This is a genomic window from Paenibacillus sp. ISL-20, from assembly GCF_018613005.1.
Lineage (GTDB): Bacteria > Bacillota > Bacilli > Paenibacillales > Paenibacillaceae > Paenibacillus_AQ.
Window position 1 is genome coordinate 1 of record NZ_JAGGRD010000050.1, and the last position, 18081, is coordinate 18081.

The following is an 18081-nucleotide window of genomic DNA, read 5'->3' on the forward strand; positions in this document are numbered from 1 at the left end:
GTTTCGTATCTAGTTTTCAGGGAATCAATCTCTGTAACTGCATACAAGTTATGATGGAGAGATACCCAAGTGGCTATAAGGGGACCCTCTGCTAAGGGGTTAGACTGCGTAAGCGGTGCGAGGGTTCGAATCCCTCTCTCTCCGCCATTTGAATAACTTGAACGCAATTAGGTTTATATGGCGGTGTAGCTCAGCTGGCTAGAGCGTACGGTTCATACCCGTGAGGTCGGGGGTTCGATCCCCTCCGCCGCTACCATACATACCTGGAGGCTTAGCTCAGCTGGGAGAGCATCTGCCTTACAAGCAGAGGGTCGGGGGTTCGATCCCCTCAGCCTCCACCATGTACTTATTTTTATCACCTTACCATGCCGGTGTAGCTCAATTGGTAGAGCAACTGACTTGTAATCAGTAGGTTGGGGGTTCAAGTCCTCTCGCCGGCACCATCTTTAATAATGTGGAACTGTGGTGTAGAGGCCTAACATGCCTGCCTGTCACGCAGGAGATCGCGGGTTCGAATCCCGTCAGTTCCGCCATTCTTTACAAGCTTCAGGGATGAGAATCCATAACCGGGTTCGTCGAAGCATATCTACGTTAGCAGAGACTTCGCAGTCTTGAACGAAGAGAGAGTATCCCGTCAGTTCCGCCATTATTAATCTTAAGGAATAAAAATGGTCAGTTTTCCACAGATTAAAGTGGGCAGGATTGCATTCCGCACTTTATTTTTATGTCATTTATGTAAGGCTCGGTAGCTCAGTCGGTAGAGCAGAGGACTGAAAATCCTCGTGTCGGCGGTTCGATTCCGTCCCGAGCCACCTTTACATCCTGGAGGATTAGCGAAGTGGCCAAACGCAGCAGACTGTAAATCTGTTCTCGTCCGAGTTCGGTGGTTCGAATCCATCATCCTCCACCAGTAAATAAGAGCCATTAGCTCAGTTGGTAGAGCACCTGACTTTTAATCAGGGTGTCGAAGGTTCGAGTCCTTCATGGCTCATCCGAAGAGTCGTCAACGTTGTTGACGGCTCTTTTTGTTGTTTTTAAGCTGTTTTTCTCCAATGTAACTGGACTTAGAGAGAAGGCATTGTCGTTTGCACTGGGTGTTATGCTAAAATAAGAAAAAACGATAAAGTGGTGGAGTCATCAATGGTGGAGATGGAGCACATCGTTCAGAAACTAGAGCAGACCTTGGGTACCTCACTCGGTTTAAAAACATTGAATGATCAGGAAGCAGCATGGTTAACAAAATCAATAGCGACCTCACCGCCATTCGGTGATCGGATTGGTCATGAGGAAAGAGCCCAGGGGGCTAGTAACCGTGAAGAAAACAGAACCTCATACCAATCACGAAGGATTCACGGCGCCTATGTGCACAAGGACCTCGGTGAGATTTGGATTCCAGTGAATCAACAGGATTCTAGCCGGGTAATCGTAGCGGATCAAAATACCTTAACGGAGTCGGAGATTGGGCTTATAACTCTACTATTGTCGAGCCTTCAGGATATGACGCCAGGGGTAATGTCCAAGAGTGCCGGCAAGGTTGAAGAAGAACGTCGCGCCCAACAGTTGGGTGGTTGGTTAAAGGAACGCCTGCAAGTCGGTGAACTGCTTGCTGAATTACCAGAGGAAATGTGGATTCGGACAAGCTTGACGGAGGACATGGTTCCCTTTCTTCTTATTCATGAGAGCGAGCATGCCCCCACTCCAAGTTATAAGGCGCTGCATCGATTATTGCGCAGCTATTTTGACGGGGACATCATTCTGGTGCCGCTGCTTGATAAAGAATGGATTATCCTAGCGAACCAGGAATTGCTGGACGGTATAACGACGGATGATAAAGAGGATGCTTCGGTGGAAGGCGATCAAGATTTGCTCTCCTTATTCTGTATGGGGCTCTACGAGCTGATTTCAACGGAATGGGTGGGGGATTTCCATATCTCGACGATACCGGCTGTTAATGCCCTGCATGCTCTGCCTCAGACCGTTAGCATGTTAAGAGAGACCATGACCATCGGCCGGACGTTCCAGGTAAAGAAGCATATCCATCTGTCGACCGGGCTTCATTTGGAGCGTCTGGTCTACAGCATTCCCGAGTACCAGCGCAATCAATTCCTGCGAGAGTACGCTGCCGGACATACCGATTTATTCGAGGATAGTGAGACCTTGTCAACGCTGGAGTCTTTTTTTGAATTGGATTGTAACGTGAGCGAGACGGCCAAACACCTATATATTCACCGTAACACGCTGCTATACCGCCTAGATAAGATCAAACAGGAGACGGGGCTTGATGTTCGAAGCTTCAGTGATGCGGTTTTAGTGAAAATAACGCTTCTATTGTATAAAGTGACGAAAAGGAAATAGGTTTTTTGTGCAGATTGTGTATAGCAAGTCAGGTGCCTATGGGGTAATATAAGATTATAAATTAATTGTATTCGATTTCATAACATTCATATGAGGGGGCAAATGCACATGGCTGGTGTACGCTTAGAGCATATTTACAAAAAGTATGCAGGTGCGGATAAAGCAACTGTAATTGACGTTAATTTGGATATTAAAGATAAAGAATTCTTGGTACTGGTAGGTCCTTCCGGTTGCGGTAAGTCCACGACACTGCGTATGATCGCAGGTCTTGAGGAAATTTCTGAGGGTAAACTTTACATTGGCGACCGCGTTGTTAACGATGTAGCACCTAAAGATCGTGACATCGCGATGGTATTCCAATCCTACGCCTTGTATCCACATATGAACGTATATCAGAACATGGCATTCGGTTTGAAACTCCGTAAAGTGAAGAAAGACGAAATCGATAAACGTGTACGTGAAGCAGCAAGAATCCTGGATATCGAGCATTTGCTCGAGCGTAAACCAAAAGCTCTGTCTGGTGGTCAGCGTCAGCGTGTTGCCTTGGGTCGTGCGATTGTCCGTGATCCGCAAGTCTTCTTGATGGATGAGCCGCTTTCCAACTTGGATGCGAAACTCCGCGGTCAGATGCGTGCCGAAATTACAAAGCTGGTTAAGCGTCTTGAAACCACTTGTATCTATGTAACGCATGACCAAACAGAAGCTATGACGATGGGTGACCGTATCGTGGTTATGCAAGACGGCATTATTCAACAAGCGGATTCCCCAGAGCAACTGTACAACAATCCGAACAACCTGTTCGTTGCTGGTTTCATCGGTTCCCCAACTATGAACTTCATCAACGGTAAATTGTCCGAGCAAAACGGTGACGTATACTTCACTTCCCAGGGCTTGAACGTTCAAGTTCCAGGCGGTAAAGCACAATTGCTCAAAAATAAATCCATGATTGGCAAAGAAGTCATCATGGGTGTTCGTCCGGAAGATATTCATGAAGAGCCAGTATTCCTGGAAGCTTCCCCGAACACGATCTTCTCTGCAAAAGTTGATGTAACCGAGAACCTTGGTCACGAAATGCTCTTGTACTTGAGCGGATTGGGCTCCGATACAGTTATCGGCCGCGTAGACGGACGTTCGACTACTCGCGAAAGCGACAATGTGAAATTGGCACTCGACATGAACAAAGTTCATATCTTTGATAAAGAGTCTGAATTGAACGTATTGCTGGAAGACTAATCTTCAGCAATCGGGATCTCTTGAAAGCCGCCCCCTCAAGGGGCGGCTTTTTTAGGAGAAAAAGACAATATCATGCTAGCATTTACGCCTGGAAAAAGATTTGGGCCTCCTTTTCAAATGCTAGTTTTGTTGTATTCGATGGGTAGCAATCAATTTAAAGTACCTAACCCAAAGGCAAGAAATAAATAGAGTTCCATACTGATCCTAATAAAACATTACATATATATTATTCAAGTTATAGTACGTAATCGTAGCGTCGGTTCACCCCAATATAAGCCTAATGTCGCAATGGAGTAGCCGGTTAGAATTGCATTCATTGGCTTTTTTCGATAAGATAAGCACAAAGCAAGGCATACATAAGTATGGGACATACGGGATGCTGAAGCATATTCCATGTGAATTGCCAGATCGCTGATAAGGCTTATAAGGATTATTTACTTTAGAAAATATCGAGTATGGAATATATCATCCAATACGGGCCGTGTATATGACGGTTGCGTTGTGATGTCAACATACAATGGAAGAAGAGGGGTAAGACCATGGCCAAGAAAGTGAAGGTATCCGAGCTGGTCCAGCAGTTTCAGCTGGAGGTCATCGCAGGTGAGGAAGGCTTAAAACGTCAGATTACAACGGACGATCTGAATCGCCCGGGATTGGAAATGGCCGGTTATTTTGAATACCATCCGCGGGAACGGGTCCAGCTTCTGGGGCGCACGGAGTTGGCTTTCTTCGGAATGCTGAAGCCGGAAGAGCGTAAAGAGCGAATGGGCAGCCTGTGTACGGAAGAAACACCTTGCATTGTAGTTACTCGTTCCTTGGAAGTGCCGGAGGAACTGGTGGAACTCGGGAACGAAAGAGGTTTGCCTGTACTGCGCAGCAGTATGGCGACAACCATTCTGACAAGCCGATTCACAAGCTTCCTGGAGCGTAAACTTGCACCAACTACAACCATCCACGGTGTATTGTGCGATGTTTATGGCGTGGGGATGCTGATCACAGGTTCAAGCGGTATCGGGAAGAGTGAGACGGCACTGGAGCTTGTCAAACGCGGACACCGATTGATTGCGGATGATGCGGTGGAGATACGTCAGACATCGGATTTTCAGCTTCACGGAACGGCGCCGGAGCTGATTCGCCATCTTCTGGAGATTCGCGGAGTTGGTATTATTAATGTCATGACGTTATTCGGTGCAGGAGCCGTTCGGAACAATAAACGGATTACGCTTGTTGTTCGATTGGAAGCATGGCAGCAGGATAAACAGTATGATCGTCTGGGGTTAGATGAAGAAACAACACGAATTATTGAGACAGATATCCCTCTGGTCACCATTCCGGTTCGTCCAGGACGTAACCTTGCGGTTATTATTGAGGTAGCAGCTATGAACTACAGATTGAAACAAATGGGACTGAATGCTGCGCTGCAGTTTACGAACAAACTGACAGCTACGATCGCTGAAGATATGGACGATTTGGACTAGGACTAGGGAGGTTATAAAAGATGCAAACATTGCTCATCGATCCGGTGGCGTTCTCCATCGGATCGCTGCGTGTTCATTGGTATGGCTTGATTTTGGGGTTGGGAGCTTTGGCGGGGCTGTTACTGGCCATTCGCGAGGGGAAGCGTTTTGGCCTTCCGCAGGAATTTTTCATGGATTTGCTCTTGCTTGGTGTTCCTTCTGCAATCATTGGTGCGCGTATTTATTATGTAGCTTTTAAGTGGGAAGATTATAAAGACAACTTCCTGGATGTGTTCAAAATATGGAATGGCGGGATTGCCATATTCGGTGCTCTTATTGGTGCCATTATCTGTGCGTTAATCTTTGTTCGTCGGAAAGGCTACTCATTCTGGCGGATTGCCGATATCTGCGCTCCGTCCCTGTTAGCCGGTCAGATCATTGGACGCTGGGGGAACTTCGTTAACCAGGAGGCTTATGGAGGTCCTGTAAGCGAATCCTTTTTACGCGGACAGCTGCACCTGCCTGATTTCATCGTGAATCAAATGAATGTACAAGGTGTATTCCATCATCCTACCTTCTTATATGAATCGCTATGGAACTTGGTGGGTATTGTCATATTGCTTATTCTCCGCAGACAGAAATTCCTGCGCGCAGGCGAACTCTTTATCGGATATTTCATCTGGTATTCCATCGGCCGATTCTTCATTGAAGCGGTGCGTACGGACAGCTTGGCGTTCCAAGGCGCAACCGGACTTGCCGACTTCATTAACAATACGCTGTGGGCACCGATGACTTGGATGGGCTTTGAACTGGGCCATCTGGATCCGGCTTACGGCAATATTCGGATTTCTCAGCTGCTGTCGGTGTTCTTCGTCATTGCAGGCATCGTATTGATCGTTGTACGCCGCGTAACAGGCCGCGCCAATGTGCGTTATTTGGACCCCATCGTGTCCACGAAGACCGGAGGAGGTCCAACGCCTGAAGCTGACCTTCAGACGGATAAAGCCGTGAAGTCATCTGCGCAGGCACCTGTTAAGCAGGATAAACCGGCAGCAGATCCAGTAGAGAAGGATGATACAAGCTCTCTGACCCAAGCCCAGGAGACGGAAGTCAAACCGTCCCGAGTAGAAGATACTCCGGCAATAAAACCAGATACGGAGGACAAAAAGGAGTAGTTGCAGCATGATAGAAACCGTACTGTTTGATTTAGACGGAACCATTATTGATACGAATGAATTGATTATTTCGTCGTTTCTGCATGTCTTCGAGGCTCAAGCAACGGGACCGTTAACCAGGGAGCAGATCATTCCACATATGGGAACCACGCTAGAACAGCAGCTGCAGGCTTTCTCGGGAGGCGTCGAGGATGTTAGTCCGTTTGTCAAAGCCTACCGTTCCTTCAACACGCTTCATCATGATGAGATGGTTAGACCGTTCCCTCATGTAAATGAGGTCGTGGAGCGTCTTCATCATCACGGGCTTTCGCTTGGGATTGTAACAACAAAGATTCGTCCTTCTACGATGATGACTTTGGAAAAGTACGATCTCGAGCGATTCATGTCGGCGATTGTTACGGTGAACGACGTCGAGCATCCGAAACCGCATCCTGAGCCCGTTCTGACGGCGATTGAGCGGCTGGGCGCCAATCCGGCTACGACATTGATGATCGGGGATAGCCCAGTCGACATTCAGTCCGCTAAGGCGGCGGGCGTGAAGGCCGCCGCTGTAGCTTGGTCCCTGAAGGGTGAGCAGAAGCTGATGGAGTATGGTCCGGATTATGTTTTAAGGGATATGAAAGACCTGTATGAAATCGTAGGACTTCAAGAGGAATAGGAGTTTTGGCAGCATGGCCAGAAAGGTTACCCGTTATCCTGTAGAAGGGCCCAACGCGCTGTGGCAAATCTACCGCACTGTGAGCCCGTTCAAGGGCGTCAAGAACTTCATCTTTATCCAGTTGGCCCGTTATTGCCCTATCCTGCCCTTGAAGAACTGGATATACCGCCACATGCTTGGGATGAAGGTGGGCAGGCATACCGCGTTTGGATTGATGGTCATGGTAGATGTGTTTTTTCCGGAGAAAATATCCATCGGCGAGAATTCGGTGATCGGCTACAACACAACGATTCTTGCTCATGAGTATTTAATAAAGGAATATCGTCTGGGTGAAGTGCGAATCGGGGAGAACGTGCTCATCGGCGCGAATACTACGATTTTGCCTGGCGTAACGATCGGAGATGGAGCCGTTGTTGCTGCAGGGTCTGTCGTACATAAAGATGTGGCACCGGGTGTTTTTGTAGGCGGCAATCCATTGCGAGAGCTGAAGAGGACATCGACGGAAAGTGAGTCAATTTGAGGTAATGTGACAAGTTAGGTTCTCAAGCTACCTGAATTATTGTAGAATGAGTAGAGGATAACATGACACAAAGCGATTCCATAGTCCCCGGGGTATGATGGCCTTGAGGGACTTTTTTGCCCGCCCATACCTTTTCATTGACTCTATAAAAATACTTGAATCAAGGAGGCGACGCCTGACATGAGTGCAACGCTGAACAAAAAGGAAAGGCTCCCGCAGCTCGATATTTATCGTGCGCTGGCCATCCTGGGCGTGCTTCACGTTCATGCGACTTCATTTGCAACGGTTGATGCGATTGATTCGCGATTCTATTATATTATTAATTTTTTGAATATTTTCTTTAAATATGGTACACCTTCGTTTATATTCCTAAGCAGCTTTGTGCTGTTCTATAACTATGCAGACCGGCCTCTGACCAAGGATCTGATCAAAAACTTCTACAAACGGCGGCTTTTGTATATTTTGCTGCCTTATGTGCTGTTCTCGATCATCTATTTCTTTGTGCGGATGTATCAGAACGGGCTGCTCAACAGCTCATTTGATCTATGGGCACAGATGCCGCTTTTCTTTGAACGTTTAATTCGGGGGCAGAATTATACGCACTTATATTTTGTATTTATCAGTTTGCAGTTCTATATCCTGTTCCCGATCTTTCTTAAGCTGTTTAAATCGTCACGGTTTCTCGTACGGTGGGCGGTTCCCATCGGGTTCCTGCTTCAATGGGGCTTTATCATATGGAATAAATACGAGCTGCAATACACGTTTAAAGGAAGCCTGGCCATCTCGTATTTAGCCTACTATATGCTGGGTGCTTATCTGGCGATGAATTACGACAAATTCAAGGGCTGGCTTACGTCATCCTGGAAAAAGCAGACTTTAGGTCAAAGAGCAGGTACGGTCGTGTTATGGGCCGGTTGGCTTGCGATGGCACTGACACATGTGCAGATTTGGTACAATCAGAGATTGCACGGTGCCAAATACGACTCCCTGTTGTACGAGCTGTTATGGAATCTGCACACGGTTTTCTCCGCGATTGTGCTGATGCAGCTGGCCAGCTGGCTGTATAACAGCGGTTGGAAACTCATCGTGAAGGTGCTGACGCGGATTGGCGAGTTGTCCTTCGCGATCTATCTGGTGCATCCGCTCTGGCTATTCCTGTACCGGGAGTACGATCTCAAGCTGAATCCGGTAACCGATGATTACCTCATCTGGATTTACGGCGGTATGGTAACTGCGCTGATTGTCAGTGCGCTGGTGGTTCAAACGGTGTTCCGGTGGATTCCAGGCTCCTGGATGCTGCTTGGCAGTGTTCCACGATCATTGAAGCCATCATCCAAAGCACCGAAAGCACCAACGCAGAGAAAAGACACCGTTACAGGCGACAGCAAAAAATCAGTAGATCTATAACTATAACAGGCATACTTTTTTCTTTTACATCATTATGAAGCAAAGCCGTCCGGCAATCGGGCGGTTTTTTTGTATTATGCCTGCCTCTGGACATAGCAGAGGTTCACCCCTAGACAAGCAAGCCACTCCAGCATGTTCTTGTGTTACAATTATACCCAGAAGTTAAGCGGATTCTTTGGCGGCTAAGGCGGATCACAACGGAGAACGATACATAGCAGGACGCATTCATGATGCATTGACGATCAGGCAGGGTTCATGGTAATATAGCCAATATCCTTTAATTTATTAGCAAGGTACCACTTTACCATAGTAAAGATTTTTCTGAATTTGAGGTGGAGCGTCATGTCTAAACCGAAAGGCTTCGAGAAACCGGCAGGTGTTCGTGATTATCTCCCTCATGCGGTCACCAAGCTGCGCCGGATTGAACGTGAAGTGCTTGCATGTATGGACCGCTGGGGATACCAGCAGATTATGACACCAACGATGGAATATTACGATACGGTAGGCGTAGCAAGCTCTACGTCGGACCAAAAACTGTTTAAATTATTGAATAAGCGCGGAACGACCATGGTGCTGCGGTCCGATCTGACCGCTCCCATAGCACGGGTCATGTCATCTCTCCTGAAGGATGAGCCGTTACCGGTGCGTTTGTCTTACCATGCAAATGTGTTTCGCGCAATCGAAGAGGAGGCCGGCCGCGAGGCTGAATTCTTCCAGACGGGTGTAGAGCTTGTAGGCGACGATACGCCGGAGGCCGATGCCGAAGTAATTGCGCTGGCGATTGAATCCCTGAAGGCGGCAGGTGTGGAGAAATTCAAAATCGCAATGGGGCATATGGGTTACCTTAATGGCCTGCTCCAGGAGGTGCTGCCTGAGCGGACGGAGGATCAAGAGAGCCTGAAGCAGGATCTGCTGAACCGCGACTATGTCGGATACCGAAATACCATTGCTAGTCTGCGTCTTACGAAGACACAGCAGGACCAGCTGGAGGGAATCCTGAAGCTGCGCGGGGGCAGGGAGATTGCCGGGCAAGCACTTGAGATTAGCAGCAATGATCTCGCAAGAGCTTCTATTGAGCACCTGTGCAGAGTATGGGAGGTGCTGGAGGCATACGACGTCTCCAGGCATGTTCTGTTTGATCTGACGATGCTCGGAGACTTCTCCTATTACACCGGCATGACGTTTGAAGGCTATGCTGCTGAGCTAGGTTCACCCGTTGCGAGCGGTGGTCGTTATGATAAGCTGCTTCAGCAGTTTGGCCGTGCGGTTCCGGCCACCGGCTTTGCGCTTAAGACCAATCGCATATTGGATGGGGTGCAGGGAGAAGAGATTGTGGAGGAGCTGCCCATTCTGATCCGTTACACGGCTTCCTATCGCAAAGAAGGTTTGGCAAAAGCATCAGAATTGCGGGCACAGGGTCATACCGTCATCACCTCGATTATGCCGGACTCGGCGAATGTCCGCGATGAGGGTGTACCCGTTGTATCCAGCAGCCTGCTAAATAGAGGTTACCGAGAGATCATTACCCTTCGATAGAACGCTGATATATCACTCTATTTTATATAGGTTAAGGTCAGGAGGATTTGAATGTGGCGGAAACGTTGAAAGTAGCGATGCCCAAAGGGCGTATATATAAAAAAGCATCCGCGCTGTTTCGTTCAGCCGGACTTCCGATTCCCCTCGATGTGGATGAGACGCGCAAGCTGGTCATTCCCTTGCCGGAGGCAGGAATGGAATTTATTCTGGCGAAGCCGGTGGATGTGCCGACTTATGTGGAATACGGTGTCGCGGATATCGGAATCGTTGGCAAGGATGTGCTGATGGAAGAGAACAAAGATGTCTATGAGCTGCTCGATCTCGGCATCGCAAGGTGCCGGATGTCGGTTATCGGCTTACCGGACTGGAAGCCGGGCATACGTCAGCGGGTCGCCACCAAGTATCCGAATGTGGCTTCGCAGTATTTCCGTGAACAAGGCCAGCAGGTTGAAGTTGTTAAGCTGAATGGTTCCATCGAGCTTGCACCGCTTATCGGCTTGGCGGACCGGATCGTGGATATGGTGGAAACGGGCCAAACGCTCAAGGAGAACGGACTTATAGAGATGACCAGCATCTTTGAAATTACAAGTCGTCTGATTGCCAATCGTGTCAGCTATCGGATGAAGAATGATGAAATTCAGGAATTGTGTGATCGGCTGCAAATGGTCATTATGTCTGAGGGAGCGAATATATAGAGCTAAGAACGAAGGTACAAACAGGATGAGCATGGATAGATCGGACAAATAGATTGTCGATTCGTAAGAAACGCTATGCGTGTATGGAAACCAGATGAGATGCAAGCAGCGGGATTGGGGGAGATGAAGGTGAGGGTTATATCAGCACGGGACTTTCAGCTGAAACGGGAAAATGATTACGGCACACCAGAGCAGAATGAAGTCGTGAAGGCGATTGTGCGGGATATTCGGTCGGATGGAGATGCTGCCTTGCTGCGGCATACCGAGCAATTGGACCGCGTCCGCCTTACGGCAGATCAGCTTCGCGTAACGGATAAGGAGCTCAAGGAGGCTTATCATCATGTGGAGTCTTCGTTCGTGAAGGCGATTCAGGCCGCAGCGAATAATATTCGCGCTTTCCATGTGAAGCAGAAGCGTAATTCCTGGATGGATCTTCAAGCCGACGGCAGCATCTTGGGACAGATCATTCGTCCGTTGAAGCGCGTGGGTGTATATGTGCCCGGCGGGAAGGCAGCCTATCCTTCGTCCGTGCTGATGAACGTCATCCCGGCGCAGGTGGCAGGCGTGCCCGAGATTGTCATGGTCACCCCCCCAGCTACCGGCGGGAAGGATGGGATTAATCCCTATATCCTGGTCGCTGCAGCCGAGGCCGGCGTTACGGAGATTTACCGCGTAGGAGGGGCTCAGGCGATTGCGGCGTTGGCCTACGGTACGGAGAGCATCTCCCCCGTTGATAAAATCTGCGGTCCCGGCAATATTTACGTTGCGCTGGCCAAGCGAGAAGTGTACGGGGCGGTCAATATTGACAGCCTGGCCGGTCCGAGCGAGATTGCGGTATTGGCCGATGACAGCGCAGATGCTTCGTATATTGCGGCGGATTTGCTCTCCCAAGCAGAGCATGACGAGATGGCATCCGCCATTCTCGTGACGCCTTCACGCAAGCTGGGCGAGACCGTTGCCGCGGAAGTGGAGCGGCAGCTTGAACTTCTGCCCCGGCGCGACATCGCCCGGGCCTCCGTGGATACTTACGGCGCGGTGATCATCACGGAATCCCTTAGAGAAGGGATTGAAGTTATTAACCGTTTGGCGCCGGAGCATCTGGAAATTGTGACGGAGGAGCCGATGGCGATTGTGGGCCAGATCGAGAACGCGGGTGCGATCTTCCTCGGGCCATACAGCTCGGAGCCGGTAGGTGATTATTTTGCAGGACCGAATCATATCATCCCGACGAATGGGACGGCTCGTTTCGCATCGCCGGTTGATTTGGACGATTTCATTAAGAAATCAAGCTTGATCTACTACAGCAAGGAAGCCCTGCTGCGCGATGGAGAGCAGATTATGGAGCTGGCTCGACGCGAAGGGCTTGAAGGTCATGCCCGGGCGATCGAGATTCGGCTTGAACAGGAGCGTTAAGCATCAAAGAGGAACATGAATGATTCGTTCATACTAGATACGTTTAGAGGAGGCAATCAACGTGAGCAGTTTGGATGCAGCAGCAAGATCAGCCGGCGTGAGCCGTAAAACCAATGAGACCGAAATTGCCCTGGATTTCAATGTCGATGGAACCGGGATCTCGGAATTGGAAACCGATGTGCCGTTTCTGAATCATATGCTTGATTTGTTTACGAAGCATGGGCAATTTGATCTTCGCGTGAAGGCGAAGGGAGATATCGAGATCGATGACCACCACACGGTGGAGGATATCGGGATTTGCCTGGGGCAAACGTTCCGCGAGGCGCTGGGCGATAAAAAAGGGATTAAGCGGTACGCCAGCGTGTTTGTACCGATGGATGAGGCGCTTGCTCAAGTCATTGTGGATATCAGCAACCGTCCGCATTTTGAGTATCGGGCCGAGTACCCTTCGCAGCAGGTAGGCTCTTTTGAAACTGAGCTTGTCCATGAATTTCTGTGGAAGTTGGCGCTGGAGGCACGGATCACGCTGCATGTCATCGTTCATTACGGACACAATACCCACCATATGATTGAAGCGGTATTTAAGGCCCTCGGCCGTGCATTGGATGAGGCGACTACCGTGGATCCGCGGGTGACCGGCGTGCCATCCACGAAGGGAGTGCTATAATCGATGGCGATTGCAATCGTGGATTACGGCATGGGCAATCTGCACAGCGTCAGCAAAGCAGTGGAGCGGCTTGGATATAAGCCGCTCGTTACCGGGGAGCGAGAGGAGATTCTGGCGGCGGATGGCATCATTCTGCCTGGGGTCGGCGCGTTCGGCGATGCCATGGAGCAGCTGCGCGAAACCTCGCTGGACTCGGTCATGAAGGAAGCAGCGAAATCGGGGAAGCCGCTGCTGGGGATTTGCCTCGGCATGCAGCTCCTATTCAGCCGGAGCGAGGAGCATGGCAAGTTTGAAGGGCTGGATATTTTGCCCGGATCGGTTGTACGGTTTACGGGTGGTGACTACAAGGTGCCGCATATGGGCTGGAATTCATTGCAGTTCGAGAAGCGGGAGCATCCGCTGTTTGCGGGACTTGAGGAAGGTCATGTGTATTTTGTCCACTCGTATCATGTTCTTCCTGAGGTTCAGGCTGACTTGCTGGCGGTTACCGATTACGGTCAGCCAGTGACAGCCATCGTGGGCCGCGGTTCGGTGTATGGCATGCAGTTCCATCCCGAGAAGAGCGGGGAGCTTGGGATGAGCCTGCTTCGCAATTTCTTGGCTTTAACGTAATGTAAGGTGATCAAATAGACCGGAAGGAAAGTGGGAATGGGGATGTCCTCTTTTATCATATATCCAGCAATCGATATTCGCGGCGGCAAATGCGTCAGGCTCGTGCAAGGCGATTATAATCAAGAAACGGTATACAATGACAATCCGCTCGAGGTAGCTAAATCGTGGGAAGAGCAGGGCGGTACCTTTATTCATCTCGTGGATTTGGACGGCGCGAAGGCTGGCCATCCGGTGAATGACGATATCATCGGGAAGATCGCAGCCAGCGTTCAGGTTCCAGTTCAGGTAGGCGGAGGTCTGCGCACGCTAGCGGATGTGGAGCGGCTGCTGTCGCTTGGCATCAGCCGGGTTATCATCGGTACGGCGGCGATTGAAGACCGCGTCTTTACAGAAGAGGTGCTGGGCAAGTACGGGGATAAGGTGGCCATCGGGATCGACGCGCGCGACGGATACGTCGCAACTAGGGGCTGGTTGGAGACGTCCGAGGTTCAAGCCGAGGTGTTGGCAAAAGAATTGGCAGCCAAAGGAGCGCAAACCTTCATCTTCACCGATATTTCCCGGGACGGGATGATGCAGGGGCCTAATGTGGAGGCAATTGTCTCGCTTGCGAAAGCCAGCGGCCGCTCGGTCATCGCTTCGGGCGGCGTGACGAAGCTGGACGATTTGCTGGCGCTCAGCGCGCACAGCGGCGACGGTGTAGGCGGAGCGATCGTAGGCAAGGCGCTGTATACAGGCAATATTGACCTGAACGAGGCGATTACGAGAATCAAGTAGGTCTGGACTTAGGGTCCGTTCAAATAAACGGTTGATCGATAGAGTTCATAGGGGAAGAGGGGAACAGCATGCTGGCTAAACGGATCATACCCTGCCTGGACGTCAAGGACGGCCGGGTGGTGAAGGGTGTGAATTTTGTGAATCTCCGCGATGCGGGCGATCCCGTGGAATTGGCGGCGCTCTATGACCGGGAAGGCGCAGACGAGTTAGTCTTTCTGGATATTTCGGCATCGGTCGAAGGGCGGGCGACGATGGAGGAAGTCGTGCGGAGAACGGCAGGGGAAATCGCCATTCCTTTTACCGTGGGTGGAGGCATCTCGTCCGTCGAGGACATGAAGCGGATTCTGCGGGCAGGCGCGGATAAGATCGGTGTGAATACGGCAGCGGTCAAGCAGCCGGAGCTCATCTCAGCCGGGGCACGCAAATTCGGCTCCCAATGCATCGTTGTGGCCATCGATGCCAAGTACAACGAAGCGTGGGGGGAATGGGAAGTATACACGCACGGCGGACGTACGCCTTCCGGCATCAAAGCGCTGGATTGGGTGAAGCAGGCGGAAAGCCTGGGTGCAGGCGAGATTCTGTTGACCAGCATGGATGCAGACGGAACGAAGGATGGGTTCGATCTATCACTTACCTCTGCCGTATCTTCAATGGTGCAGATCCCGGTCATCGCGTCCGGCGGTGCTGGCAAAGAGGATCACTTCTATGACGTGTTCACCACAGGCAAGGCGGATGCGGGTCTTGCCGCAACGATTTTCCATTATAAAGAGATCTCGATTCCTCATCTGAAGTTGCATCTTAGTCAAAAAGGAGTGGATATACGGTGAGCGAAGATATGTTGAAGGATTTATCCCTGGAGCAGGTCAGCGAGCATATCCGGTGGGATGCCTCGGGCCTGGTGCCGGCGATTGTACAGGATGCACAGAGCAAGCAGGTGCTGATGATGGCTTATATGAATCGGGAGTCTCTTCGCTTGACGCTGGAAAGCGGCGAAACTTGGTTCTGGAGCCGTTCGCGCGAGGAGCTGTGGCATAAGGGGGCAACTTCCGGGAACGTCCAGACGGTCGTATCCATGACGTACGACTGTGATGGAGACACCCTCTTGCTGCTGGTGGATCCGAAGGGACCTGCTTGTCATACCGGACAAACAACCTGCTTCTACAATGAGATTACGGTTCAGGGGCAGAAGAGCGGGACTGCGAATAACCGTGCAGCTGCAGAGAGCAGGCGGTTTACAGTTCTTGCTGAGTTGGAAGAGGTCATTGCCCAGCGTGAAGTGGAGCGGCCTGAAGGGGCTTATACGACTTACCTCTTTGATAAAGGGGTAGACAAAATCCTGAAGAAGGTGGGCGAAGAAGCTTCGGAAACGATCATCGCCGCCAAAAATAAAGACAACGCCGAGCTTAAGCTTGAAATCAGCGATCTGATCTATCACCTGCTGGTACTTCTCCAGGAGCGCAAGCTCCCGCTGGATGAGATCATGGATGAGCTGAGTCGCCGCCACGAACGGCCACGCCGCGATTAGGAGGTCTACCGATGCATATTGATTACCATACCCACCATGCCCGGTGCGGACATGCCGAGGGGCAGCTGGAGGAGTATGTACGGCGCGCCATTGAACTCGGGATGGATCAATTGGGCTTGTCGGATCATATGCCCTTGATTCACGTCAACCCGGAAACGTATTATCCGGAAATGGCCATGCCGATGGACGAGCTGCCGCGTTACGTGGAAGAGTGCCTGCAGCTGAAGGAACGCTACAAAGGACGGATTGACATTCGAATCGGCCTCGAAGGCGATTATATCGAGGGATACGAAGAACAGATTGAGCGGATTGTGAAGGACTATCCGTGGGATTATGTTATCGGCTCCGTACACTTTCTGGGAGAGTGGGATATTACGGATTACCGTCAGACCCAAGGCTGGGAGGACAAGGATCCGCTTGAGGTTTATCAGCAATATTATGATGCAGTGCAGAAAGCCGCCGCGACCGGCTTCTATGATATCATGGGCCATCTGGACGTGATCAAGCGGTTCGGTTATGGACCAGGCCCCGAACAGAAGTCGGAAGTGATCGCTCTGGAACAAGCCGCGCTTGCGGCTGTGGACCAAAGCGGGAAAGCCATGGAGCTGAATGCCTCCGGTTTATCGAAGGCCTGTGAGGAAATGTTTCCGAGCCGCCGCATGCTGGAGGAAGCGATTAAGCTTGGCGTTCCGTTGACTTTAGGGTCGGATGCCCATCAGCCGAGGAAGCTGGGCGAGCATCTGGACCAGGCCAGAACACTGCTATCGGAGCTTGGCGTTCGGGAGATCGCGACCTTCCGTAACCGGAAGCGGGAGATGGTGCTTTTGAATGTTGAGGGAAACAATGTATAATGAAGATAAGCACTAATTGCAAACAGGTTTATTGCAGACGGCTGTTTTCTACTCTTAGAGACTCTTCTTCGAAGAGGTTGATGGAGGCGGGAACGGCCTGATTTGACGATAACGCTTTCAACGAGATCGTTGCATCAGCCATTATCAACCACTCTCGTCAGGAGGTCCTCATGTATCGTTCATTACGATTGTTCGCCGGAACTTCCAATCCGGCGCTTGCTGCAAATATCAGTAAGCAGTTGGGAGTTGAACCGGGAAAGATCAAGATTTCCCGCTTTCAGAGTGGCGAAGTTTATGTGCACTTTGAAGAGAGCATCCGCAATTGCGATGTTTTTCTGCTGCAGTCCTTTTCTCACCCTATCAATGAAATGTTCGTAGAGCTGCTGGTGATGATTGATGCCGCGAAGCGTGCTTCCGCCAGAACGATCAATATCATTGTGCCTTATTACGGTTATGCCAGACAGGAACGAAAGGCAGCACCGCGTGAGCCGATTTCGGCCAAGATGGTAGCTGATGTGCTGACCACAGCCGGGGCCAACCGCGTGATTACGATTGATCTGCATGCCCCTGCTATTCAGGGCTTCTTCAATATCCCGGTGGATCATCTGACTGCGCTTGATCTGATTACGGAATATCTGAAGACCAAGAAAATTGAGAACCCGGTCATCGTATCCCCCGATGCCGGGCGGGCGAAGACAGCCGAGAAACTTGCGAGTCGCCTGGGATCGCCGTTTGCCATGATGATCAAGCAGCGTCCTGCCCATAACGAAGCCGTTATCACCCATGTCATTGGGGACGTGGCGGGGCGTACGCCGATTATTATCGAGGACTTGATTGATACAGGAACCACCATCGTGCAAGTGGTCGAAGGTCTGAAGGAACGGGGAGCTAATGATGCCATTGTTTGTGCAACCCATGGGCTCTTCTCCGGTGAAGCACTAAGCCGTCTGGACCATGCTCATATCGAGGAAATCGTGGTCACAGACTCCATCGTGCTCCCAGATCATCACTGCAAGATGCGGCTTAAGGTGCTGTCTGTTGCGCCCATGTTGGCCCAGGCAACCCACATTATTACTGAGGGCGGCTCGATCGCCACTTTATTCAAAGACGCCGGTGTGTAAACGAGGCCACTGAAAAAGTTCTTCTCATAAAAAAAGGTACGGCTCCTCAAGAAAGTTGAGGAGCCGTACCTTTTTTTCGTTT

17 protein-coding genes and 8 tRNA genes are annotated in these 18081 nt (G+C 50.5%); all 25 read left to right on the forward strand.

The genetic code is table 11. From position 1 onward, the window contains the following. Positions 1-55: 55 nt before the first annotated feature. The 25 genes from J7E85_RS25705 to J7E85_RS25825 all read left to right on the forward strand — a co-directional run bounded on the left by J7E85_RS25705 (position 56) and on the right by J7E85_RS25825 (position 17999). Positions 56-147, forward strand: a tRNA-Ser gene (locus J7E85_RS25705). A 32-nt stretch (positions 148-179) separates the two neighbouring features. Then, a tRNA-Met gene (locus J7E85_RS25710) sits at positions 180-256 on the forward strand. Between the two features lie 9 nt (positions 257-265). Continuing rightward, positions 266-341 (forward strand) — tRNA-Val (locus tag J7E85_RS25715). Between the two features lie 26 nt (positions 342-367). After that, positions 368-443: transfer RNA gene (locus tag J7E85_RS25720), tRNA-Thr, on the forward strand. Between the two features lie 13 nt (positions 444-456). Continuing rightward, positions 457-533 (forward strand) — tRNA-Asp (locus J7E85_RS25725). A gap of 206 nt (positions 534-739) precedes the next feature. Beyond that, positions 740-812: transfer RNA gene (locus J7E85_RS25730), tRNA-Phe, on the forward strand. Positions 813-824: 12 nt separating this feature from the next. After that, positions 825-910: transfer RNA gene (locus J7E85_RS25735), tRNA-Tyr, on the forward strand. 8 nt (positions 911-918) lie between these two features. Further along, positions 919-991, forward strand: a tRNA-Lys gene (locus tag J7E85_RS25740). A 149-nt stretch (positions 992-1140) separates the two neighbouring features. Next, positions 1141-2355: a PucR family transcriptional regulator gene (locus J7E85_RS25745; protein WP_215162846.1), complete on the forward strand. Its 1215-nt coding sequence runs from the start codon at positions 1141-1143 to the stop codon at positions 2353-2355. Between the two features lie 108 nt (positions 2356-2463). Beyond that, positions 2464-3588 (forward strand): ABC transporter ATP-binding protein, encoded by a 1125-nt coding sequence (locus J7E85_RS25750; protein WP_215162847.1) that lies wholly within the window; start codon positions 2464-2466, stop codon positions 3586-3588. Between the two features lie 539 nt (positions 3589-4127). Further along, on the forward strand, positions 4128-5066 hold the full coding sequence (hprK, locus tag J7E85_RS25755) for an HPr(Ser) kinase/phosphatase (protein WP_215162848.1): 939 nt from the start codon (positions 4128-4130) through the stop codon (positions 5064-5066). A 20-nt stretch (positions 5067-5086) separates the two neighbouring features. After that, a complete protein-coding gene (gene lgt / locus J7E85_RS25760) occupies positions 5087-6220 on the forward strand; it encodes a prolipoprotein diacylglyceryl transferase (protein WP_215162849.1) in 1134 nt (377 codons plus the stop codon). 7 nt (positions 6221-6227) lie between these two features. Continuing rightward, a complete protein-coding gene (gene ppaX, locus J7E85_RS25765; protein WP_215162850.1) occupies positions 6228-6878 on the forward strand; it encodes a pyrophosphatase PpaX in 651 nt (216 codons plus the stop codon). A gap of 13 nt (positions 6879-6891) precedes the next feature. Beyond that, on the forward strand, positions 6892-7398 hold the full coding sequence (locus J7E85_RS25770; RefSeq protein WP_076326130.1) for an acyltransferase: 507 nt from the start codon (positions 6892-6894) through the stop codon (positions 7396-7398). A 180-nt stretch (positions 7399-7578) separates the two neighbouring features. Further along, positions 7579-8805: an acyltransferase gene (locus J7E85_RS25775; protein ID WP_215162851.1), complete on the forward strand. Its 1227-nt coding sequence runs from the start codon at positions 7579-7581 to the stop codon at positions 8803-8805. A 342-nt stretch (positions 8806-9147) separates the two neighbouring features. Continuing rightward, entirely contained in the window at positions 9148-10341 is a 1194-nt protein-coding gene (locus tag J7E85_RS25780) for an ATP phosphoribosyltransferase regulatory subunit (protein WP_215162852.1), read from the forward strand. Positions 10342-10394: 53 nt separating this feature from the next. Beyond that, a complete protein-coding gene (hisG, locus tag J7E85_RS25785; RefSeq protein ID WP_215162853.1) occupies positions 10395-11036 on the forward strand; it encodes an ATP phosphoribosyltransferase in 642 nt (213 codons plus the stop codon). A gap of 123 nt (positions 11037-11159) precedes the next feature. Next, positions 11160-12449: a histidinol dehydrogenase gene (hisD, locus tag J7E85_RS25790; RefSeq protein ID WP_251036050.1), complete on the forward strand. Its 1290-nt coding sequence runs from the start codon at positions 11160-11162 to the stop codon at positions 12447-12449. A gap of 61 nt (positions 12450-12510) precedes the next feature. Continuing rightward, on the forward strand, positions 12511-13116 hold the full coding sequence (gene hisB, locus J7E85_RS25795; protein WP_215162855.1) for an imidazoleglycerol-phosphate dehydratase HisB: 606 nt from the start codon (positions 12511-12513) through the stop codon (positions 13114-13116). A 3-nt stretch (positions 13117-13119) separates the two neighbouring features. Beyond that, entirely contained in the window at positions 13120-13728 is a 609-nt protein-coding gene (hisH, locus tag J7E85_RS25800) for an imidazole glycerol phosphate synthase subunit HisH (protein ID WP_215162856.1), read from the forward strand. A gap of 42 nt (positions 13729-13770) precedes the next feature. After that, positions 13771-14502, forward strand: a complete 732-nt coding sequence (hisA, locus tag J7E85_RS25805) for a 1-(5-phosphoribosyl)-5-[(5-phosphoribosylamino)methylideneamino]imidazole-4-carboxamide isomerase (protein WP_215162857.1) — start codon at positions 13771-13773, stop codon at positions 14500-14502. Between the two features lie 68 nt (positions 14503-14570). After that, positions 14571-15329, forward strand: a complete 759-nt coding sequence (hisF, locus tag J7E85_RS25810; RefSeq protein ID WP_215162858.1) for an imidazole glycerol phosphate synthase subunit HisF — start codon at positions 14571-14573, stop codon at positions 15327-15329. Continuing rightward, the gene (gene hisIE / locus J7E85_RS25815; RefSeq protein ID WP_215162859.1) at positions 15326-16027 is read left to right on the forward strand and encodes a bifunctional phosphoribosyl-AMP cyclohydrolase/phosphoribosyl-ATP diphosphatase HisIE; all 702 of its coding nucleotides are present in this window, start codon (positions 15326-15328) and stop codon (positions 16025-16027) included. The genes hisF and hisIE overlap by 4 nt, the downstream gene beginning before the upstream one ends. 11 nt (positions 16028-16038) lie before the next feature. Beyond that, the gene (gene hisJ, locus J7E85_RS25820; protein ID WP_215162860.1) at positions 16039-16878 is read left to right on the forward strand and encodes a histidinol-phosphatase HisJ; all 840 of its coding nucleotides are present in this window, start codon (positions 16039-16041) and stop codon (positions 16876-16878) included. 170 nt (positions 16879-17048) lie between these two features. Next, positions 17049-17999 carry a ribose-phosphate diphosphokinase gene (locus J7E85_RS25825; RefSeq protein ID WP_076326139.1) on the forward strand — a complete coding sequence of 317 codons (951 nt, stop codon included), beginning with the start codon at positions 17049-17051 and terminating at the stop codon, positions 17997-17999. Positions 18000-18081: the final 82 nt, after the last annotated feature.